Here is a 21,718-nt window from a genome sequence, read left to right as displayed (position 1 = left end):
ACCACATTGATTGCCTGCTTCACACTCTTGGTCCAGCCAATGAGTGTATTTGCCGATGAAGCGTCTAAAAATGCGCGGGAATTTGGCTCGGCGGTTGATGCAGATGCGGACTGGCTGGGATCGGGTGGCGATCCATCGAAAATGGCCTATGCCGATCTTGGTCGAGGCAGTGCGGTTGCACGCCTGAAAGATATTGCCACTATTCAGGGCGTTCGTGAAAACCAACTCGTAGGCTATGGTCTGGTTATTGGTCTGAATGGCACGGGCGACAGTCTGCGCAACTCGCCTTTCACCGAGCAGTCGATGCGCGCCATGCTCGAAAATCTTGGCATCAATGCACCACGCAATTCCACACGCGCGAAGAATACGGCTGCGGTGATTGTGACCGCCAATCTGCCGCCGTTCTCCGGTGCCGGATCGCGTATTGATGTGACGGTATCTTCGCTTGGCGATGCGACCTCGCTTCAGGGCGGTACGCTGGTTATGACGCCATTACAGGGTGCGGATAATCAGGTTTATGCGGTCGCACAGGGCAGTATGATCGTCTCCGGATTTTCCGCGGAAGGTCAGGCAGCAAGTGTTGTACAGGGTGTGCCGACATCGGGTCGTATTCCGAATGGTGCACTGGTTGAACGCGAAGTCGCAGGCAATTTCGGCAAAAATGCCGAAATGATTGTGGAACTCCGCGATCCGGACTTCACGACTGCGGTACGCACCGCTGACACGATCAATATTTTTGCCAAGCGCAGATACGGACGCGGCGTAGCCCTTGCGCGCGATGCCAAAACAATCCGCATCACACGCCCGAAGAATGTACCGCCTGCGCGGTTCCTTGCCGAACTTGAAGGTCTGCCGATTGTAACCGATGAAGTTGCGCGCGTTGTGGTCGATGAGCGTACCGGCACCGTCGTTATCGGTGACAAAGTGCGCATCTCTAAAGTCGCTATCAGCCATGGTAGTCTGACAGTCCGTGTGGCGGAGACGCCAATGGTGGTGCAGCCAGATCCGTTCAGCTATGGCGAAACAGAAGTCGAGCCAAACACCGAAATCGCCGTCAATCAGGCTGATGCCAAAATTGGCATCCTGACAGGAGCCAATCTCGAAAATCTCGTGAAGGGTCTCAACCAGATGGGTGTGAAGCCAAATGGCATCATAGCAATCCTTCAGGCGATTAAGACATCCGGTGCACTTCATGCCGAACTGGTGGTGCAATGATGGTAGAAAAAAATCTGACCCGCTATGGCTTTGCGATTACGCTGCTTTTGGGCTCAGCCTTTGCAGCATTTGCACAGCAGCCTCTGCCACCGCAGCCCGTTGAGCAGCAGGCTCCGATCACGCAGCAACTCGCATCGGCACCTGTTGGGAATCTCGATGAAATTCGCAAGTTTTGCGGAAATCTTGATAATCAGGCATCAGATGCGCGCTATGCGCTTCAAGCTAAGCAACTCACGGAACTGAAGGCAGACGTTGAAAAGCGGATGCTCGCGCTGGAAGAAAAGCGCAAAGAATATGAAATGTGGCTTAAGCGCCGTGATGATTTCGTAAACAAGGCGCAGGATTCGCTGGTCGATATTATATCGAAAATGAAACCGGATGCGGCGGCAGCGCAGATGTCACTGATCGGTGATGAAGCAGCGGCGGCATTGATCCTCAAGCTCAATCCGCGTGTTTCCAGCATTATCCTCAATGAAATGCCGCCAGAAAAGGCTGCCAAGCTTGCGCGCGTAATTGTTGGTGCGCAGCGCACAGCTGTAGCAGCGCCGCCCAAACGGGAGCAGCGCGCGCAGGCAGAAAACGGGAATAGCGTGCAATGAAAAAAAGCATAAACAAAGCTCCGCTTTTAGTGCTGCTGATGGCTCTCATGGCTGGTTGTGCCACCAAGCCGGAAGAGATTGGTCGTGCGCCTGATCTTTCGCCCGTTGCAGCTAATCTCGGTGTGCAGAACAATCCGCAATATAGCGGCTACCCGGTCCGGCCAAGCAAAGCGTCCTATTCGCTATGGGACCAGCGCTCGACGAATTTTTTCAAAGATCCACGCGCGCAGGAACCCGGCGATGTGCTGACCGTGATTATCTCGATCAATGATCGCGCCAATATGGATAACAAGACGGATCGCGAGCGCATTTCCAAAGGTCTTTATGGCGCTGGCGCATCTTTTGATACCAGCAGTCTGTCGGGCGCCTTTGGCGGCGGCGAAATGGATGCTTCGGTCAATACACGCTCCAACAGTACATCTAAAGGTAAGGGTACGATTGAGCGTAGCGAGGATATTCGTCTTCAGATCGCGGCCATTGTCACCGACACACTTCCAAACGGGAATCTGATTATTCGTGGTTCGCAAGAGGTTCGCGTGAACAATGAGTTGCGTGTGCTCAATGTGGTCGGTGTCGTGCGACCGCGCGACATATCGGGGACCAATACGATCTCATACGACAAGATCGCTGAGGCACGCATTTCTTACGGCGGTCGCGGTCGTTTGAGCGAAATTCAGCAGCCGCCTTACGGTCAGCAAATCCTCGACCAGATTTCTCCGTTCTAAAGCCGATGAGCATGAGCGATACCTCCTCTCAGAAAGACAGTAAGCCAAAGGGGTCTATGATGGGCCTTTTGGCTGCTGTAGCGATCCTCACCGTTATTGCAGGCGGTGGTGGCTGGTATCTGGGAGAGATAATTTCTGCCGGACAGAAAGCAAATGCACCTGCCAGCGGCAAAGAAGACAAGCCAAAGCAAGGCGAATTTGAATCGCGCACTATCGGAACCGTGGTGCCATTGCAGCCGATTGTCACCAATCTTGGCATCCCGCAAAACACATGGGTGCGCCTTGAGGCATCGCTTGTTGCCAAACCCGGTCGTGAAATCCCGGCAGATATGGCAGCCAGTGTTGGCGATGATTTTGTTGCATTCCTGCGCAGTGTTAATCTGATGCAATTGCAAGGCGCAGCAGGGCTTGCCTATTTGCGCGCTGATCTGGAAGAGCGGGCGCGTCTGCGATCCGAAGGCGCAGTCGAGCGCATCTTTATTTCGACACTGGTCGTTGAATGAAAAAAGCTCTTGGTCTTGGCGCTCTCCTGACGCTTATCTTTACTGTTTCGGCCCATGCTCAGCAGGGCTTGTCGCTTGAAAATCTGTTGCCTGCGGGCAGTGGTGCTGCAAGCGGTCAGATCGTGCAGCTATTTGGCTTGCTTACGGTGCTTTCGATTGCGCCGGGCCTGCTGATTATGGTGACGAGCTTTACGCGCTTTGCCATTGCGTTCTCACTCTTGCGTTCTGGCCTTGGCTTGCAAACAGCTCCAGCCAGCATGGTGATGATTTCGCTTGCGCTTTTCATGACATTTTATGTGATGGCGCCGGTTTTTGACCGGGCGTGGAACAATGGCGTTGAGCCGCTGATGCGCAATGAAATTTCGCAGGAAGTCGCGTTCAAGGAAATCTCGACGCCGTTTCGCGATTTCATGATGGGTCAGGTTCGCGATAAGGACTTGCGGTTGTTTGAAGACCTTGCAGAACCGTCATTCCGCACAGGCGAGGACGGCATTGTCGATTTTCGCGTGCTGGTTCCGGCTTTCATGATCTCGGAATTACGCCGTGGATTTGAAATTGGCTTCCTGATTGTGCTGCCATTTCTGGTGATTGATCTGGTGGTGGCAACGCTGACCATGTCGATGGGCATGATGATGCTGCCGCCAACCGTTATATCACTGCCGTTTAAAATCCTGTTTTTCGTGTTGATTGATGGCTGGAATATTCTGGTTGGAAGCCTGATACGATCATTTTCCTAGCATTTTTTTGGGAAAATACGTGATCTGTTAAAATCCGGGTCGCTAAATTAATATTCTGTTAACAATTGGCGCATAGTAGTGATGGCATGATGGGTCCCGCGCGTTTCGCGGTGACAGGCATGATGCCGCTCCACCATGCCGGTAGTTTTTAAGTCCGGCCTGTCCCTCACATAGTTTTTCCAAGGGGCACTACAATGTCTAGCATTCTTACAAATTCGTCGGCTCTGACCGCTCTCCAGACACTTTCTTCGACCAACAAGTCGCTGGAAACCACGCAGAACCGCATCTCGACCGGCCTTCGTATCGGTGAAGCTGCCGACAACGCTTCTTACTGGTCGATTGCTACTTCGATGAAGTCCGACAACAAGGCCAATTCGGCTGTTCAGGACGCTCTCGGCCTCGGCGCTGGTAAGGTTGACACTGCATACACTGCAATCAACGATATCAAGGACCAGGTTGATAAGATGAAGTCGCTTCTGGTTAGCGCGCAGGGCGCCAGCCAGGAAGATCAGAAGAAGGTCGCAACTGAACTGAAGGCTATCCAGTCGCAGATCAAGTCGTCGGCCAGCAACGCGAACTACGCTGGTTCGAACCTGCTCGTAAACGACGCTGCTGATACTTCGGACCTTAAGGTTGTTGCATCTTACAACCGTACTGGCACCACTGTAACGATCGACACTGTTGACGTTGCCGCTGCAGACGTACAGGTTTTTGCAGCTGCCGATGGCACCGGTGGTATCGCTGGTGGTCTGGTCGCTGACACGTTCTTCGACCCGTCGACTGCAAAGCTTGATGACGCTGCAATCAAGACTGCTCTTGAATCAGTTGAAACTGCTTTGGACAAGCTCACCACTGGTGCGGCTACGCTTGGTGCTGCTAAGGCACGTATCGACACCCAGAAGAGCTTCATTTCCAAGCTTTCTGACTCGGTTGAAAAGGGCGTTGGCGCATTGGTTGATGCTGACATGAACAAGGAATCGGCTCGTCTGTCGGCTCTTCAGGTTCAGCAGCAGCTTGGTGTTCAGGCTCTCTCGATCGCTAACTCGTCGAGCCAGTCGATCATGTCGCTGTTCCGCGGCTAATAAGCTTCGCTATATAATTTACAGTCAGGGGCGCGGAATTTATTCCGCGCCCCTCTCGTTTGCCACTCTGCTTTTCCCCGCCGCCACTTTCGCGCAAGCTTCGCCATCTATTTTGCATCCATCAGGATGGCGGTGGTGTGAATGCAGCAGAATTTCCAACAATTGATCGAACAGCTTAAGGGAACGCTCGGCAAGCTTGGCGCGCGCAAACTTATAGCGCTCGGACTTGTCGGGGCTGCGCTGATGGGCACAATCCTCTACACCAGCTTTTATTTGAGCCGCCCGTCCTATGAGACGCTTTATGTCGGCCTTTCACGTGATGACGTGAACCGTATGGGTCTGGCGCTTGGCGAAGCCGGAATTGCTTTCGATGTGAAATCGGATGGCTCATCCATTCTGGTGCCAATTGGCAAGGCTGAACAGGCGCGCATGTATCTGGCTGAAAAAGGCCTGCCAACGTCAAACAATGCTGGTTATGAACTGTTTGACAATATGGGGTCACTTGGCCTCACGTCGTTCATGCAGGAAATTACCCATGTGCGCGCGCTTGAAGGCGAGATTGCCCGCACCATTCAGGCTATTCGTGGTGTGAAGGCCGCACGCGTTCATATTGTTCTTGCAGAAAAAGGTTCGTTCCGCCGTGGCGATCAGAAGCCGTCGGCTTCCGTTGTCATTCGCGCGGAAGGTGGTTTTGCAGCTGAATCCGCGCAGTCGATCCGCCAGCTTGTGGCTGCGGCTGTCCCGGCACTTGCCGCATCGGATGTAACTGTTCTCGATACCAATGGACGCCTTCTCGCATCGGCGGGCGAAGCCGCCAATGGCGCAGCATTGATGACTGCCTCGCTTGAACAGCAGGTCGCGGGCAATGTCGATGAAAGCATCCGCAAGGCATTGGCACCCTATCTTGGCATTGGTCATTTCCAGACCAGCGTTCAGGCTTCGCTTGACACAGACCGACGCCAGACCAATGAAACAAGCTTTGATCCTGAATCGCGTGTAGAGCGCTCAGTGCGCGTTGTGCGTGAAAGCGGCGATAACCGTAATTCACGTAGTGATAATGCCGCTGGCGTCGAGCAAAATATTCCGCAAGAAGAAATAGCGAGCCGCAACGGTGAAAGTTCGACTGAGAAGACGGATCGCCGCGAGGAACTCACCAATTATGAGATGAATACAAAAACAGTATCGACAGTCAGTGATGGTTATTCCATCAAACGACTTTCGATTGCAGTTGTGATTGATCAGGCGCGTTTGCTTGCATCCGCAGGGACGACACCACCACCAGCCGATTTTGTTGACCAGCAGATCACAAAGATCCGCGATCTGGTTGCCACCGCAGCTGGTCTTAATCTGGATCGCGGTGATGTTATCAATGTCACGGCGGTCAATTTTATGAATGCTTCAGGTGCCGATATGGAGCCGGTTTCAACGCCATGGTCTGATACGCTGCTGCGTCAAAGCGGGTCTTATGTGAATGCACTTGCAATTCTCGGTGCTGTCGCGTTGCTGATCTGGTTTGGCCTTCGCCCGCTTTTGCGTGAAACAGGTGCGAAGTCGACTGGAACGGAAGTTGCGCTTCGTGAACCGGCCGAGGTTGCAGTCCCGAATTTTGTGGCTGATGCAAATAATCTCGTAAGTTCTGAGCCAACAAAGGCTGTTATTGGTGGGCCAGAAGCCTATGCCGACCAAATGAAGAGCAGCCTTAGTGATCTGCGTCAGCGCATGCGTATGCCTGCGAAGTTGCGCCTTGAGCAGATGATTGAAATGGATGAAGAGCGAGTGGCAGCAGTTCTCAAACAGTGGATTCATGAAACATCCGCTCAACAGCAGGCTACCAAAACAGGGCGCGCGCCGATACCGGAGCTTGAGGCAGCCTGACGATGAATACGCTCGCACTTAGTCGCTATCTGCCTGATTTTTCAACACATCATATCGACGATGAGGTGATTGAAATTATAGCGGCTCCTATTGCGCGGGCGCCTCTGGTCGCAGATACGAGCGTTGATTTGTCGCCAAAACCTCTCGCGGATAAACCCTTTAAAGATGAGCAGGCTGAGGTTGCTCAGATCCTCGCTTTTGAAGAAGCAAAGCGGTCGGCTTTTGAGAGCGGGCGCGAAGACGGGCACAAAGAAGCGGAAGCGCTCTATGCGGCAGAAAAGGCGCGTCTTGTGCGTGAGCACGAGGCAGAAATTGAGACACTGCGCGCTGGGTTTTCTCGTGAACAGGCAACCCTTCTGGCGGTTGGACTGACGCAAGCAGTTGATTTGCTTGAACGCAATTTTTCGCAACAAATGTCAGAAATTCTGGGTTCTCTTTATGCGGCGAAACTCGAGCACGATGCTGTTTTAGAGTTTGCACAACGCATAAGTAAGCTTGCGCTCGAAGGCGAAGCGCCTGAAATCCATGGCCCCGTGCATTTGCTGGAACCATTGCGTCATCACGCCGATCTGTTGCCTCATGGATGTCAGTTTATTGAGAATACATCCAGCGAAGTTTCATTTTCATTTGAGGAGCGGGTGCTTGAAACACGTATCGCCCCAATTCTCGAAGAGCTAAAGGCAGCCGTCCGATGAGTATTGATCCGGAGACAAAGCGCGAAATCATTATTGTGCGTCGCGGTAATCGCGAAGATCATGACGGACATCATGGTGGTGTCTGGAAAATCGCCTATGCTGACTTCATGACTGCTATGATGGCCTTCTTTCTTGTTATGTGGCTTATCAATGCCGCTAACGAGGAAAGTAAGGCGGCTGTCGCCAGCTACTTCAATCCCGTTAAGCTGATGGATCGACATTCCAGCCCGAAAGGCGTGCAGGATGTTGATGAACAGGAAGGCCGTGTGCGTTTCGATAGTGACCAGAAGGTGGATGATAGCACGAAGGTTATCAATGAAACCTCGTCAAATGCGGTGAGCCAGCAGGAAGAAAGCCGGATGTTCCGCGAGCCTTATGCGGTGCTTTCTGAACTTGCTCATGAGACCGGCGTTTTACAAAATCAGTCCACTAAAGGCGAGGGCGGTATTGCGCAATCCGGGCCACAAACGGGATCGGACGGTGGTGACGCTTATCGAGATCCGTTTAGCCCTGATTATTGGTCTAGCAAAGCAGCTGAAACGCTAACCCAGCCAGAAGCAACGCCTGCTACACCGCCAGAAAAAACAGCCGATGCGAAAACCGAGCAAACGCCAGCAGAAAGTCAGGAAGAGCTTATTGCTGAATTAAAGCAAGCAGCGACCGGGGATACATCAAAAGCCGACGGTGACACTCAGAAAACTGAGCCGATGCCTGATGTCAGCATTGTGCCAGTGGATGGCGGCGTGATGATCCAGCTGACTGACAAGATTGATTTTGGCATGTTCACAATTGGCTCTGCAAAACCTGATGCGCGGGTCATGGCCATGATAGAGCGGATAGCACAGGTGATCTCCCGTCAGCTGGGTGAAGTCATTATCAGCGGTCATACCGATGCACGACCGTTCAAGAGCGCGAGCTATGATAACTGGCGGCTTTCTTCGGCACGGGCACAAATGGCCTATTACATGCTGGTCCGTGGAGGGCTTGACGAGAAACGCGTTCTGCGTGTTGAGGGATATGCTGATAGGCAGCCGAAAAATGTGAGCGACCCGAACGCCGCCGAAAATCGACGCATCGATATTTTTCTCAAGTCTAATCCATGAAGAAGACCATTATTCGCATTGGACTGGCGATGCTTGTGGGATTGCCGCTGCTATCTGGCGCGGCGATCACATCGGCAATAAGCGCGCCTAATAGCGAACAGCCGCAGTTTCCGGTGCTTGAGCCTTATAAGCTGGTTCGTTCGCTGCGCATGCTTCAGGATCAGCTTGTTACAGGCAAGCCCGAAGCAGTTGTGATGCTGAACAAGCTTCTTAGTTTTGTCAGTGCGGATATGCAGCGTGCTCCTGACTCCTTCTGGGAAAAGCCAGAAAATATCTATGCTGCTATTATCTACCTGTTTAATGGTGGTAATCCGGGCGCTGTACGTACGGTCCTTTCTGGTACGAAAGATGGTGTGGTTCCGGCTGAACTTGTTAAGGGCGCTTTGGCCTATGCTTCCGGACAGAATATTGAAGTGGTAAAACTTTTTTCGGTGCCACTTGCTGCCGATGTTCCTGTTGAACTTAAAGCTTCTATTGTTTTGGTTACGGCCAATCAGATGGCGGCATTTGATGCTGCCACAGCTTTACAGCGATTGGACCAGGTGAGGCTCAGCAGCCCCGGGACTCTCTTTGAAGAGGCCGCAATCCGAAGATCAATGCCGATTGCAGCCAAACTTGGTGATGCCGATAAAGTCAGGCTCTTGTCGAGGAACTATCTGCAACGCTTTCCCCGCTCGCCTTACATGCGCGATTTCATGCAACAATTTATTGATGCGGCGCTAAAATTGAATGATCGCATCGACAATGCTGAACTGGTGAAGCTGGTTGGGACTGCTGATCCGGTTATGCAATATTCGCTTTATCTGCAACTTGCGCGCGGAGCACTGGTTGATGGGCAGACAGAACGTGCGCGGTTTATGTCGGCAAAGGCACAGAAATTTGCAGATATGCTCAAGGACGACCCGAGCCGGGCTAATCTTTATGCGGCTGCAAGTGGGGTCGCCTCCAACGAGGCGGGGGTCGCCTTGAATGAGCTTTCACAGATTTCACCAGACCGTTTGCAGGAGCGAGATCGCAAGTTGTTAAATGCAGCGAAAGCGATTGGCTCAGTGGTAACGCGCAAGCCTGATGCGGATAATGAGGAAGCGGAAACTACAAAACTAGCCACCGTTCCCGTAATGCCCGTTGCCGATGATAAGCTGCCTTCTGAAATTGTGGTGCGTGTAGAGCCAACACCCTCTCCGAATGCGGGTTGGGCACCTGCGCCCAAGCAATCAGAAGATGATCTTCAAAAGACCTTGGAAGATGCGCGTAACAAGATTGCAGAAATAGATGCTTTGCTGGGAAAGAACGTTCAATGAGCATGGATATTTTGACCGGAGCGAGCGGGCGTGTATCATCGCCGACAAAAAGCACTGCCGCTCAGAGCGGTACAATCGACACTGCTGATCAGGAAATATCTGATCCGGCAAAACTGTTTGGCACATTGCTGGAGAAATCAGACAGCAAAGAGCCCGATAGATCAGAGCAGAATGACGAAGGCGAGGTGGAGGACAGCGATATTGCCTCTCCAGATAGCTCGCGCCAGCCACAAACCTATTTTATATCGCAACCGCTTTTCAGTCTGACAAAAGACTTCTCTGCACGTGCTGACAAAGCCGCTGCGTTACAAGCCATTGGCGATAGCAAGACCAATGCTCTCCTGGCGATGCATTCTGGATCGGACGAGGGGGCTGGCGGGGTAGTTATAGCTGATGGAACTATTGCGAATATGCAAGACAAGGCTGCTGCTTCTGGCATGCCTTCGCTGGCTGCTGATTTCGGCAAAAAGTCAGCCACTGCTGCCACCACACAGAATAAAACTGATGCCAAGTTGGGATCTGAAAGTGCGCCAGACAGAACTCAAGTCAACGGTACTGTTAATGATGCTTCGCCGATAGAGGGCATGCCAGCAGAGCACACGGATACGCCAGATAATAACTCTGTGGCTGCATCTTTCGCAGATGGTGGCAATGTGTCGGAGCGTATGGGTGTGCAACCACAACCACAGGCATCGCGCGCTCCTGTTCCGCTTGAGGTTAAGTCCGCGCCCATAAGCCCGCAGGCCGCGGTTCGCATAGATGATGTTCAGGTGATTTCTGAGCGAAGCTTTGGCGCGGTTAAAACATTGCAGATCAGGCTTGATCCAGTTGAGCTTGGTCAGGTGACAGCACGCATTCGCGTGGTTGCCGACACGATTGAAGTGCACTTGATTGCAGATAAGCCGCACGCTGCTGAAGCGCTGGCCGCTGATCGCTCTATGATAGAAAAGGCGCTTAAAGTCGCTGGAGTGACGGATGATTCAAAGATTACCGTCAGCGTTGCTGAACGAGGCGCGGTCAATGTGCAGCAATCCTCATCAAACCAGAATGCGACACAACAGCAAAGCAATCAATCCCAGGGCCAACAGGGACAGCAAGGTTTTGGTATGCAAAGCGGAACGGATGGCCGCAATGGTTCTCAGAGTGGCTCCCAGGCGCAGTTTCTGGGTGGAGAAAGCAGGAAGAATGGTCATTCCGCTCAACAAGAACGCGGTGATTACGACGCGCGCCGTGGGAGTAGTGAGGCAGCTAACGAAGCTGGTCTTGTTACTAACGGCCGCCGCAACGGTTTGGTTGTGTGAAGTATCTCAAGCGCGTGCTGAGAATGTTTGCGAGCAGGAAATGCACCGCGCATCTGCCCGTTATGACGTGCCTTTGGGGATACTTTATGCCGTTGGTTTGACGGAAACGGGTCGGAAAAATTCGCTCCAGCCTTATGCGATGAATATTGAGGGCCGTGCTGAGTTTTTCACGTCACAATCGGCTGCCCTGAAGCGCTTTGAAGAGGTGCATTCACACGGAGTTAAGCTCATCGATTTGGGATGTATGCAGATCAACCACTATTATCATAGTGAGGCTTTTCCATCCGTTGCCGCAATGCTGCAACCTTCGATGAACGTCGATTATGCAGCGCGTTTTTTAAAACGTCTTCGCGAACGTGAGGGCAACTGGACGATGGCTGTCGCGCGCTATCATGCAGGCCCGAATAACGACCCGGCTCAGAAGCGATATGTTTGCCGCGTGATGACGAATATGATCGCGACAGGCTTCGGCAACTGGACAGAACCGGCGAAAAAATTTTGTGCGGGGTGATAAGCGGTCGCTAAAAATTGGGTGCCTCATCCAAACAAGGCACTCGCATCAACTTTAGGATTACAACTTATGAGTGTTCATATCTTTTAGTCCAATTATATCGATTAAATTCGCAAACCCTTGTAATGAATCGCTAAACTGAGTGAGGCGTTAACTATTTGTTAAGGCTTTGCGCACAGTAATGTCATACGCGATGCAATCTCAGCGATTCCCCCTGTATTATATTTGACTAATTTATCTCCCAATTTATTGGTAGCAAATTGTTGTAATTGTCGCTGACTCCCCTCGCCAGTTAGGTCTGTCAAAGACGGGTTAACATATTGATTCGGAAGGCGGGCCGATGATCGTAGTTGTAGATGAGCGGGATATTGTGACCGAGGGGTACTCCTCTTGGTTTGGTCGTGAAGGTATCTCCACGACTGGCTTTCGCCCATCTGATTTCAACGATTGGGTAGAAACCGTTCCCCACCACGACATCATGGCCGTTGAAGCATTTCTGATTGGCGAATGTGCTGGACAAAATGGTTTGCCATCGCGCATTCGTGAGCGGTGCAAAGCGCCCGTTATCGCCGTAAATGATCGCCCATCACTTGAACATACGCTAGAGCTTTTTCAATCAGGCGTTGACGATGTTGTGCGCAAGCCCGTTCATGTGCGTGAAATCTTGGCTCGCATCAATGCCATACGCCGCCGGGCGGGTGTGTCAGGCTCTAGCACCAATGATGGCACAGTTCTCGGCCCAATCACCGTCTTCTCTGATGGGCGCGACCCGCAAATTAACGGTGTTGATTTTATCTTGCCACGCCGTGAACGACGTATTCTGGAATACTTGATTGCCAACCGTGGTCGTCGTCTGAACAAGTCACAAATATTCAGCGCGATTTATGGCATTTTCGATAGTGAAGTCGAAGAAAACGTTGTCGAAAGCCATATCAGCAAGCTGCGCAAGAAGTTGCGAGAGAAACTTGGTTTCGACCCGATCGATTCCAAGCGTTTCTTAGGCTACAGCATCAATATCGATTAAGTATCATATCCCCCAAACTTGCATGAACATGCCAGGACGACAGTTTCACGCAAGCGTGGAGCGCTAGCCTTGTTGCAGATTTACGATTTTTCAGGAGCTGCCAATGAGCCTCTACGGTATGATGCGGACCGGTGTTTCGGGCATGAACGCACAGGCCAATCGCCTGTCAGCGGTCGCAGACAATATCGCAAATGCGAGTACTGTAGGCTATAAACGCGCAGATACACAGTTTTCTTCGCTGGTGCTGCCCAGCACGTCTGGTCAGTACAATTCCGGCTCCGTTATGACCGACGTTCGCTATGGTATCTCTGATCAGGGCGGGATTAGGTCCACATCTTCCACGACAGATCTGGCCATTGATGGCAACGGTTTCTTTGTTGTGCAGGGTGCGGACGGTACAAGCTATCTGACGCGTGCTGGTTCTTTTGTGCCTGATAAGGAAGGCTACCTCGTTAATACAGCAGGATATTATCTGCTGGGCGCTGGTGCCGATGAAAGTGTTGGCGGACTGACCATTGCAGGACTTGGAAGGATTAACGCCAATGCCGTTGATCTGAAGGCCGAGCCGAGCACATCAGGAGTTTTCACTGTTAGTCTGCCATCGGGCAGTGCAGTTCCTGCGGCTGGTGCATATAATCATAAGACTTCGCTTGTTTCTTATAATGCTCAGGGCGAAAAAATCACGCTGGATGTTTATTTTACAAAGTCAGCGGATAATACTTGGGATGTCTCGATTAAAAATGCTGCCGATGGTGTGGAAGTCGGTGCAACGACGCTCACATTTGATCCAGCCAACGGCAATTTGCTGACAGGCGGTAATGCAACCGTCGATCTCACGGGCTACAATGGCTCATCGCTCAGTCTCAATCTGGGGGCGTCAAAAGAAGCATCGGGCGATTATACAATCTCTCAGGCTGTCATCAACGGTCAGGCAAAGTCCTCAATGAAGAGTGTGGATGTTGCTAATGATGGATCCGTTGTCGGAATCTATGAAAACGGCACACAAGTCGTTCTGGGGCGCATTCCGCTTGCTAAGGTTGCAAGCCCGGATCGCATGACAGTTGTGAGCGGTAACGTGTTTCTTGCAAGCGCTGAATCGGGTGAAGTTACTCTCGGCTTCCCTCAAAGCAGTGGTATCGGCAAGATAATGTCCGGAACGCTTGAAGAGTCCAATGCTGATATTGCGCAGGAACTCACGGATATGATCGAAGCTCAGCGCAGCTATACGGCCAATTCCAAAGTTTTCCAGACTGGCTCAGAACTCATGGATGTTCTGGTCAATCTCAAGCGCTAATCGAAAATGATTTCCCGGAGTAAATATTCGGGAAATCAAGTCATGACTTCGTCGGAATGTCTTCTGCCATACGCGTAAAATGCGTTTCGGTCTTACGACTACGAACTAAATTAACACATATAGCGGTCCACTCTGTCCAAGCGATAAGGAGTTCCGCCGGGTAAATGGGGAAAAAATGTCACTTAGTTCTGCTCTATCGACAGCCAAAAGCTCGCTTGCGGCAACGTCCAAGCAGACTTCGGTTATCTCCCGCAATGTTGCGGGCGTAAGCGATCCTGACTATTCTCGTCGCTCTGCATCATTGGTGTCTGGGCCCTATGGCTCCCTTTACGTAAATATAAGCCGCTCGGCCGATACAGCGCTGTTTAACCGCTACATTCAATCCAACAGTGCGGCATCATCTTCTTCTATTCTTGCAGGCGGTCTTGACCGCCTTTCATCAATTTATTCAGCAGATAAATATTCGTCTTCGCCATCAGCACTGATCGGCGATTTGCGCGATGCATTGCAGACCTATGCCTCTTCACCGTCCAATTCTGCACTGGGTAACAGCGTTGTTTCTACCGCTGAAGCACTTGCCAATGCGCTGAACGATGGCACCAAGCAGATACAGTCACTGCGCAATGACGCGGACAACGAGATTGCGGATTCTGTAGCCACAATCAATGATGTGCTGGCTAAATTTGAGAAGGTCAATCAGCAAATTCTTGGCGGAACGCGCGCCGGAACCGATGTTTCAGATTTCCTCGACCAGCGCGATTCACTGCTCAAGCAGCTTTCTGACGAGATCGGCATCACAACGATGACTCGCGGCGATAATGACATGGTCATTTTCGCTGAAAACGGCGTGACACTGTTTGAAACTTCTGCGCGGAAGGTAAGCTTTACGCCTTCAAATGGACTATCTGCCGGTGCTTCGGGCAATGCTGTTCTGGTCGATGGCGTACCCCTGTCTCATGAGACATTCGACCAGCCATTCGGTACGGGGCGGCTCAGTGGCCTTCTGCAACTGCGTGATCAGATTGCACCGCAGTACCAGATGCAGCTCGATGAAATCGCGCGCGGTCTGGTCAATATGTTCGCCGAAACCGATCAGAGTGGCGCCGGTGGTTTAAGCAAAACGGGTCTGTTTAGCTGGTCAGGTTCTCCAGCGACGCCTGGTGCGGGCTTTTCATCCGGCCTTGCAGGTACACTTAGTGTTTCGTCTGCTTTTATAGCATCGCAGGGTGGTAGCTCTCTCTTGTTACGCGATGGTGGTGCGAACGGTGCCGATTATAAATATAATAGTGATGATGCAGCCGGTTTCAGCGACCGGCTTCGGGCTTTGAATGAAGCTTTCAGTGGATCAATGACGTTTACCGGCTCGACGGGGTTGAATTCGACCGCCAGTCTGACCGATTACAGCGCATCATCAATTAGCTGGCTGGAAGGCAAGCGCCAGACCGCCAACTCGAATTTTTCTTATAATCAGACAGTTGCAGTGCAGGCCGATCAGGCTTTGTCCAACGCCAATGGTGTCAATATTGATACCGAGATGGCGTTGCTTCTTGATCTGGAACATTCTTATCAGGCTTCAAGCCGGGTGTTGACGACCATCAACTCCATGCTTGATGACCTTCTCAACGCGGTGTGAGTTTCATGAAAGCGCAATCGATTTCGACATATGGTGCGTCGGCCGCACTCAGGGCTTTGGTGAACCAGAATAAAGCTGAACTGGTCAAGGCCCGTCAGGAAGCGACGACCGGCAGCGTCTTTGATGTAGGCCTGTCGCTGGGCGCGAAATCCGGACAGACGATATCCTTGCGCAAAGAATATGATCGTCTCGATGTGCTTACCGATATGAACCAGCTTGTTCAGCAGCGGATGACGACAACGCAAACCACGACGACCGCTATCATTGATAAGGTTCAGAATTTTCTTGGCGATCTGACCGGCGCGAGTAATACCGCAGAAAGCATCGCAACGTCAGCACAGTCGGCCCGCGCTATGCTTGATTCAGTCACCGGACATCTCAATACTAGCTATAATGGCGAGTATATCTTTTCTGGCGTCAACACCGATGTGAAGCCGCTTAACGACTATGCGCAAGGTGGAGATGCTCAGAACGCTATCAAAGCGGCGTTTACTGCGCATTTTGGCTTTGCGATGGATGACGCCCGGGTTGCTGACATCACAGCGGATCAGATGAAAAGCTTTCTTGAAGGCGATTTTGCTGAACAGTTCAACGACACTAATTGGGATCTGAATTGGTCCAATGCGTCTGATACCGTTATCAAGAGCCGTATTTCGCCAACAGAAACAGCATCCACATCGATTTCTGCGAATGCCGATGGTTTCCGTAAGGCAATCATGTCAGCGGTTATGATTACAGAATTCGCCAATATCGGTCTCAATAGTTCCGCATTTGGTGCTTTGACATCTCAGGCTTTGACGACAACCTCGCAGGCAATCACCCAGACGACCTCCGAACAGACGACACTTGGTCTTGCTCAGTCGCGCACAACGGATGCAATAACACGCATTGCCGCACAGCAGAAAATTCTCAATGATTCCGTGAATAATCTTGAAGAGGTCGATCCATATGACGCATCAGTGCGTGTTAACGCACTGATGACCCAGATGGAAACATCCTATGCGCTGACGGTGAAGTTGCAGAATATGAGCCTGCTCAACTACCTCAAATAATCAATGTCAGGCGCGCGAGCGCCGACAAATAAGCCTGGTCTTTGTGAGAGCATGAGGCTCCCGCAAGTAAGGGTATTGATAAGCGGAGATGCCATGTATCAGATGCGCTACGAAGATGTCATGAATGACGATATGGCGAGCGCCAAAGAACGCGAGCAGATGCTTTTTGACCGCTCAATTAGCATGCTTGAGGCCGCAAAGCTGAATGGTTCAGGCTCACGCGAGGGCATCGATGCGGCCTATTTCGTTAACCGGCTTTGGACTGTCATTATTGAAGATCTGGGATCTGTTGAAAATACACTCCCGAAAGAGCTAAAAGCTGCGATCATTTCAGTCGGCATTTTTATTATTAAAGAAGTCGAGCGAATCCGCCAGGGCGAAAGCGACGATTATGATACGGTGATTGAACTCACCAGTTCGATCCGGAACGGTTTGTGAAATGGTTGATAACGCCAAGCCAACAATCCGTCTATCGCTTCGCTCAGGCGAGAAAATTTACATCAATGGTGCAGTTTTGAAGGCAGACCGCAAAGTCTCCCTTGAGCTTCTCAACGATGCAACATTCCTTCTGGAAAATCATGTGTTGCAGCCTGAAGATACAACGACACCGCTGCGTCAGCTTTATTTTGCAGCGCAGATGATCCTGATTGAGCCTGCAATGCGTGAGCAGGCACATAATGCCTTTGCGCATATGCTCAAGAGCATGTTTTCAACGTTTAGCGATGCATCCATTCTCAAAGCTCTCAAAGAAATTGATGAGCTTGTCCATAATGGACGTGTGTTCGAGGCGATGAAAACCATCCGGGCACATTACCCGCGCGAAGCAGAACTTATGAATATCGAGGCACCAAACGTGCCTGTCAGCAAAGCAGATAATGCGGTGGAGGCAAGCTTATGACGACGACGCCTGCTGTCGGAAACAACACGACAAATACCACCAACACTTCGTCCAACAGTTCGGCTGCGGCAAAGGCGAGTGTTGATTATAATTCTTTTCTAAAGCTGCTGGTCACCCAGATGCAAAATCAGGATCCAACGGCTCCGATGGATGCAACGCAATACGTCTCACAGCTGGCAACCTTCTCAAGCGTAGAGCAGTCTGTGCAGATGAACTCCAAGCTTGAAACGCTGATTGCTAATTCGTCACTGTCGCAGGCAGAGGGCTGGATTGGCCGCACGCTGACCAATGCAGATGGTTCTGTTTCCGGCGTGGTGAAATCGGTTACAATCCAGTCAACGGGCATGCTTGCTGAACTTGAAGACGGCAAAACAATGATGATCGGGCAGGGCGTCAAAGTAAGCTAGAGCGTGTTTTGATCTGATTTCTCAGGTCGAAGCGTCTCAAGTGTTTGTTTGAAAATGTTTCTTATCCGAAAACCGTTTCCCGTTTTTAGGGATGCGCTCTAAAGGCAAAAAAGTGAACGAAGCGGATGCGCTAGACATTGTCAATTCTGCGGTCTGGACCGTGCTGATGGCAAGTGGTCCTGCTGTACTGGCTGCGATGCTGGTCGGTATTGGTATTGCATTGTTTCAAGCATTGACCCAGATTCAGGAAATGACGCTGACCTTCGTTCCGAAGATTGTCGTCATTTTCGTCGTTCTGGCTTTGACAGCGCCTTTCGTAGGCGCGCAAATCAATGCTTTCACGCTGCTCGTCTATTCGAGGATCGAAAAGGGCTTCTGATATAATCTGCGAGTGCGACGAAGCCCTCGCGCAAGCTTCGCATTCTATGGTCCGTCTGACAACAGGAGACGGACGTGCAGCAGGCAGTAGCTAAGCCTTTCACAAAACGCGGAATTTTGACTGGCAGCGACATGGGTCTGGCTGCTGGCATTATCATTATTCTGACGGTGCTCTTTCTGCCTGTTCCGGCGGTATTTCTGGATATTGGACTTGCCTTCTCGATTGCCTTCTCCGTCCTGATCCTGATGGTCTCGCTGTGGATTCAGCGCCCGCTTGATTTCTCTGCCTTCCCGACGGTGCTGCTTATTGCAACGATGATGCGCCTGTCGCTCAATATTGCGACGACGCGTGTGATCCTCACCCATGGTAATGAGGGTTATCTCGCGGCTGGCCATGTCATTCACGGATTTTCGCAATTCGTGATGGGCGGCGACTTCGTTATCGGGCTTGTTGTTTTCACGATCCTGATTATCGTCAATTTTCTCGTCATCACCAAGGGCGCTACACGTATCGCGGAAGTGGGCGCGCGCTTTACCCTCGATGCCATCCCGGGCAAGCAGATGGCGATTGATGCCGATCTGTCATCCGGCCTGATTGACGAAAAGGAGGCGCAGCATCGCCGTCGCGAACTCGAAGAAGAAAGCTCGTTTTTCGGTTCGATGGATGGTGCATCGAAGTTTGTTCGTGGTGATGCGATTGCCGGTCTGATTATTACGGCGGTCAATATTTTCGGCGGCATTATCATCGGTGTAACACGTCACGGAATGGATATTTCACAAGCGGCGGACGTTTTCACAAAGCTGTCTGTTGGCGATGGTCTCGTTACGCAAATTCCAGCGCTGATCGTGTCACTTGCAGCGGGCCTTCTGGTCTCCAAAGGCGGGACGCGTGGCTCCGCCGATCAGGCGATTTTCGGTCAGCTTGGTGCCTATCCAAAAGCACTTCTGATCGCTTCATTCCTGATGTTTGTGCTGGGCATTTTACCGGGGCTTCCTGCATTTCCGTTCTTCTTGCTCGGTAGTGTGATGGCTTTTGTGGGTGTTGCTGTGCCGCGCAAACAGGCAAAGCAGCGTGATGCGCAAGCAGCGGAAGCTGAACTTAAACAGCGTGAAGCGGATGAAAGCGAACGCAATTCCGTTAAAGCGTCGTTGGAAACAAACCAGATCGAACTCTGCCTCGGCAAGCAACTCTCAGCCCGTTTGATGGCATCGCAGCAGGAATTGGCGCATCGTGTTGCCAAGATGCGCAAGAAATTTGCACAAGAATACGGTTTCGTCATTCCTGAGATCAAGGTGACAGACGATCTTTCGCTGCCACCCAAAAGCTACCGCATCAAGATCCATGGTACCGCTGTTGCAAGCCATGAGTTGCGGGTGGGTGAGATTCTGGTTGTGCTGGGCGAACGTCCAATCCCGCAAATTCCGGGCGAAGAAATGCGTGAGCCGGCATTTGGCATGCGCGCCTATTCTGTGCCTGAAACATTTGCATCTGATCTGCGTCGCGACGGTTATATGACTGTCGATAATCTCTCGGTACTACTGACGCATTTGAGTGAAATCATTCGCAATAACCTTTCACAGCTGCTGTCCTACAAGGATATGCGTATTCTTCTTGACCGTCTTGGTGCGGAATATCGCAAGCTTCTTGAAGATATTTGCCCGGCAAACATTTCCTATTCCGGTCTCCAGGCTGTGCTGAAATTGCTGCTTGCAGAGCGTGTTTCAATCCGCAATCTGCATTTAATTCTTGAATCGATTGCCGAGATTGCGCCCCTGGTTCGCCGCCCCGAAATGATTGTCGAGCATGTGCGTATGCGTATGGCACAACAGATATGTGGTGATCTTTCGGATAATGGCGTGCTGAATGTGCTTCGGCTTGGTAATCGCTGGGATCTGGTTTTCCATCAAAGCCTCAAACGCGACAATAAGGGTGAAATTGTCGAGTTTGATATTGATCCTCGTCAGCTTGAGCAGTTCGGCACCGAGGCTTCGGCGGTAATCCGGCAGCATTTTGATAGCGGTGAGCGATTTGTACTGGTGTCTTCACCCGAAGCGCGGCCCTATATCCGGATGATTATCGAGCGCTTGTTTGCAACCTTGCCCGTATTGTCGCATGTCGAAATCGCGCGTGGTGTGGAAGTGAAATCGCTTGGCGCGATTTCCTGACGTAAGAGAGCCTGTTGCCGATGTTAGCGCAATTGCCGCTCAATGAGATCGTGTTGGCAGCCATGCTGGCGTTCTGCCGTGTGGGTGCCTGCATCATGTTGATGCCTGGGATTTCTAGCGCGCGTATACCTTTGCAAGTGCGTCTGTTCATAGCGCTGGCATGCTCGTTTGCGGTGCTGCCAATCGTAATCGGTAGTATCACGACCAGCCTTGATGGTGGCCAGCCGTGGACTGTGCTTCGCTTGATGCTGAGCGAAATGTTTATCGGCGGTATCATCGGTATCTTGGCGCATATCTATTTCTGGGCATTGCAGTTTATGGCCAATACGATGGCAATGGCTGTCGGCTATTCCGGCTCGCCTGGAGATGCGATCACAGAGCCTGAACCACAAGCAGCTCTTGCAACACTTGTTACCTTCAGCGCGCTATTTTTGTTTTTCGTCACTGACATGCATCTCGAGATTTTGCGCGCACTGCTCAATTCGTACACGGCAATTCCGGTTGATGGCCGGTTTCGCCCCGATGCAGCAATGACAGACTTTACCGATACTTTGTCTGATGCATTTCTGGTGACCTTGCGCATAGCGGCCCCGTTCATTGTTTTTGCGGTTCTGGTGAATTTTGCGATTGGTCTCATCAATAAGCTTACCCCGACTATTCCGATTTACTTCGTTTCAATGCCTTTCGTTTTGGGCGGCGGATTGTTGTTAGTCTATTTCATTCTTCCAGAATTGTTGCGCTTCTTCACCGGAGAGCTCGCGGCCAATTTGCGCAATTTGTTCTGAGGCACCGATGGCACAAACAAAGGCAAAAAGTTTAAGCAAGCTGGTGGCACTGCAAAAGCTAGGCGCTTCGCGGCTGGAAGCCTCTCTCGTGGCTACCAATATGCGTCGTGCTGCGCTGGATGAAGAGCGCGAGGCGTTGATTGCCATGCAGGATCGTCATTATGACAGCAACGCTTTTACCATCGATCCTTCGCTGCTGATCCGCCGCATGGGGGCGAATGCATCTGCGCAGGCTCGTGTTGAGCAGGAGCTTGTAAATGCACGCAATGCCTTGTTGAAAGAGCAGCGCCGTGTCGAGCATCTGGAAAAGCGGCTTCAAACTGTTCGATCTGAAGATGAACGCAAAGAGTTCTCAATGCAAATCGAAGAATTTATTAGTCGAGTAACTACTCTGCAGATGAAATAGTAGTTTTTTCGTTTCAATGCGTGTCGCA

22 protein-coding genes and 1 pseudogene are annotated in these 21,718 nt (G+C 51.4%); all 23 read left to right on the top strand.

The annotated features are described in order from the left end of the window. The first annotated feature begins 39 nt into the window (after positions 1 to 39). The 23 genes and pseudogenes from J2782_RS14185 (at position 40) to J2782_RS14075 (ending at position 21,690) form a co-directional block, all read left to right on the top strand. Positions 40 to 1,215 (top strand): flagellar basal body P-ring protein FlgI, encoded by a 1,176-nt coding sequence (locus tag J2782_RS14185; RefSeq protein WP_310013903.1) that lies wholly within the window; start codon positions 40 to 42, stop codon positions 1,213 to 1,215. Further along, the gene (locus J2782_RS14180; protein ID WP_310013644.1) at positions 1,212 to 1,814 is read left to right on the top strand and encodes a MotE family protein; all 603 of its coding nucleotides are present in this window, start codon (positions 1,212 to 1,214) and stop codon (positions 1,812 to 1,814) included. Before J2782_RS14185 ends, J2782_RS14180 begins: the two co-directional genes overlap by 4 nt. Continuing rightward, on the top strand, positions 1,811 to 2,539 hold the full coding sequence (flgH, locus tag J2782_RS14175) for a flagellar basal body L-ring protein FlgH (protein WP_310013642.1): 729 nt from the start codon (positions 1,811 to 1,813) through the stop codon (positions 2,537 to 2,539). The genes J2782_RS14180 and flgH overlap by 4 nt, the downstream gene beginning before the upstream one ends. Positions 2,540 to 2,550: 11 nt before the next feature. Next, on the top strand, positions 2,551 to 3,042 hold the full coding sequence (locus J2782_RS14170) for a flagellar basal body-associated FliL family protein (RefSeq protein ID WP_310013639.1): 492 nt from the start codon (positions 2,551 to 2,553) through the stop codon (positions 3,040 to 3,042). Continuing rightward, positions 3,039 to 3,779: a flagellar type III secretion system pore protein FliP gene (gene fliP, locus J2782_RS14165; protein WP_310013635.1), complete on the top strand. Its 741-nt coding sequence runs from the start codon at positions 3,039 to 3,041 to the stop codon at positions 3,777 to 3,779. Before J2782_RS14170 ends, fliP begins: the two co-directional genes overlap by 4 nt. 194 nt (positions 3,780 to 3,973) lie before the next feature. Next, positions 3,974 to 4,861, top strand: a complete 888-nt coding sequence (locus J2782_RS14160) for a flagellin N-terminal helical domain-containing protein (RefSeq protein ID WP_310013632.1) — start codon at positions 3,974 to 3,976, stop codon at positions 4,859 to 4,861. A 141-nt stretch (positions 4,862 to 5,002) separates the two neighbouring features. After that, a complete protein-coding gene (gene fliF, locus J2782_RS14155; RefSeq protein ID WP_310013628.1) occupies positions 5,003 to 6,736 on the top strand; it encodes a flagellar basal-body MS-ring/collar protein FliF in 1,734 nt (577 codons plus the stop codon). Between the two features lie 2 nt (positions 6,737 to 6,738). Further along, a complete protein-coding gene (locus J2782_RS14150) occupies positions 6,739 to 7,431 on the top strand; it encodes a hypothetical protein (protein ID WP_310013626.1) in 693 nt (230 codons plus the stop codon). Continuing rightward, the gene (locus tag J2782_RS14145; RefSeq protein WP_310013623.1) at positions 7,428 to 8,534 is read left to right on the top strand and encodes a flagellar motor protein MotB; all 1,107 of its coding nucleotides are present in this window, start codon (positions 7,428 to 7,430) and stop codon (positions 8,532 to 8,534) included. The genes J2782_RS14150 and J2782_RS14145 overlap by 4 nt, the downstream gene beginning before the upstream one ends. Before the next feature lie 104 nt (positions 8,535 to 8,638). Further along, a pseudogene (locus tag J2782_RS14140) lies at positions 8,639 to 9,835 on the top strand (chemotaxis protein); the annotation flags it as partial. Beyond that, positions 9,832 to 11,136: a flagellar hook-length control protein FliK gene (locus J2782_RS14135; protein ID WP_310013621.1), complete on the top strand. Its 1,305-nt coding sequence runs from the start codon at positions 9,832 to 9,834 to the stop codon at positions 11,134 to 11,136. The pseudogene J2782_RS14140 and the gene J2782_RS14135, both read left to right, overlap by 4 nt. Before the next feature lie 40 nt (positions 11,137 to 11,176). Continuing rightward, the gene (locus J2782_RS14130; protein WP_310013618.1) at positions 11,177 to 11,647 is read left to right on the top strand and encodes a transglycosylase SLT domain-containing protein; all 471 of its coding nucleotides are present in this window, start codon (positions 11,177 to 11,179) and stop codon (positions 11,645 to 11,647) included. 340 nt (positions 11,648 to 11,987) lie between these two features. Beyond that, positions 11,988 to 12,671, top strand: a complete 684-nt coding sequence (ftcR, locus tag J2782_RS14125; RefSeq protein WP_310013616.1) for a flagellar transcriptional regulator FtcR — start codon at positions 11,988 to 11,990, stop codon at positions 12,669 to 12,671. A 103-nt stretch (positions 12,672 to 12,774) separates the two neighbouring features. Next, complete coding sequence (locus J2782_RS14120; RefSeq protein ID WP_310013613.1) at positions 12,775 to 13,965, top strand: flagellar hook protein FlgE; 1,191 nt, start codon at positions 12,775 to 12,777, stop codon at positions 13,963 to 13,965. 175 nt (positions 13,966 to 14,140) lie between these two features. Continuing rightward, positions 14,141 to 15,598, top strand: coding sequence for a flagellar hook-associated protein FlgK (flgK, locus tag J2782_RS14115; protein WP_310013610.1), 1,458 nt, complete (start codon positions 14,141 to 14,143; stop codon positions 15,596 to 15,598). 5 nt (positions 15,599 to 15,603) lie between these two features. Continuing rightward, a complete protein-coding gene (locus J2782_RS14110; protein WP_310013608.1) occupies positions 15,604 to 16,650 on the top strand; it encodes a flagellar hook-associated family protein in 1,047 nt (348 codons plus the stop codon). Between the two features lie 93 nt (positions 16,651 to 16,743). Continuing rightward, positions 16,744 to 17,088: a flagellar biosynthesis regulator FlaF gene (gene flaF, locus J2782_RS14105; protein WP_310013606.1), complete on the top strand. Its 345-nt coding sequence runs from the start codon at positions 16,744 to 16,746 to the stop codon at positions 17,086 to 17,088. 1 nt (position 17,089) lies between these two features. Then, positions 17,090 to 17,548 carry a flagellar biosynthesis repressor FlbT gene (flbT, locus tag J2782_RS14100; protein ID WP_310013603.1) on the top strand — a complete coding sequence of 153 codons (459 nt, stop codon included), beginning with the start codon at positions 17,090 to 17,092 and terminating at the stop codon, positions 17,546 to 17,548. After that, complete coding sequence (gene flgD / locus J2782_RS14095) at positions 17,545 to 17,955, top strand: flagellar hook assembly protein FlgD (RefSeq protein ID WP_310013602.1); 411 nt, start codon at positions 17,545 to 17,547, stop codon at positions 17,953 to 17,955. Before flbT ends, flgD begins: the two co-directional genes overlap by 4 nt. Positions 17,956 to 18,067: 112 nt before the next feature. Beyond that, positions 18,068 to 18,334, top strand: a complete 267-nt coding sequence (gene fliQ / locus J2782_RS14090; protein ID WP_310013600.1) for a flagellar biosynthesis protein FliQ — start codon at positions 18,068 to 18,070, stop codon at positions 18,332 to 18,334. A gap of 74 nt (positions 18,335 to 18,408) precedes the next feature. Continuing rightward, positions 18,409 to 20,499: a flagellar biosynthesis protein FlhA gene (gene flhA, locus J2782_RS14085; RefSeq protein WP_404989642.1), complete on the top strand. Its 2,091-nt coding sequence runs from the start codon at positions 18,409 to 18,411 to the stop codon at positions 20,497 to 20,499. 20 nt (positions 20,500 to 20,519) lie between these two features. After that, on the top strand, positions 20,520 to 21,284 hold the full coding sequence (gene fliR, locus J2782_RS14080; RefSeq protein ID WP_404989650.1) for a flagellar biosynthetic protein FliR: 765 nt from the start codon (positions 20,520 to 20,522) through the stop codon (positions 21,282 to 21,284). A gap of 7 nt (positions 21,285 to 21,291) precedes the next feature. Next, the gene (locus J2782_RS14075; RefSeq protein ID WP_310013594.1) at positions 21,292 to 21,690 is read left to right on the top strand and encodes a hypothetical protein; all 399 of its coding nucleotides are present in this window, start codon (positions 21,292 to 21,294) and stop codon (positions 21,688 to 21,690) included. Positions 21,691 to 21,718 lie beyond the last annotated feature (28 nt).

Origin of the sequence: Brucella pseudogrignonensis (genome assembly GCF_031454375.1) — a bacterium.
GTDB lineage: Bacteria > Pseudomonadota > Alphaproteobacteria > Rhizobiales > Rhizobiaceae > Brucella > Brucella pseudogrignonensis_A.
Note: the sequence above shows the minus strand (reverse complement) of the source record. Positions and strands in the feature narration are given on the sequence as shown.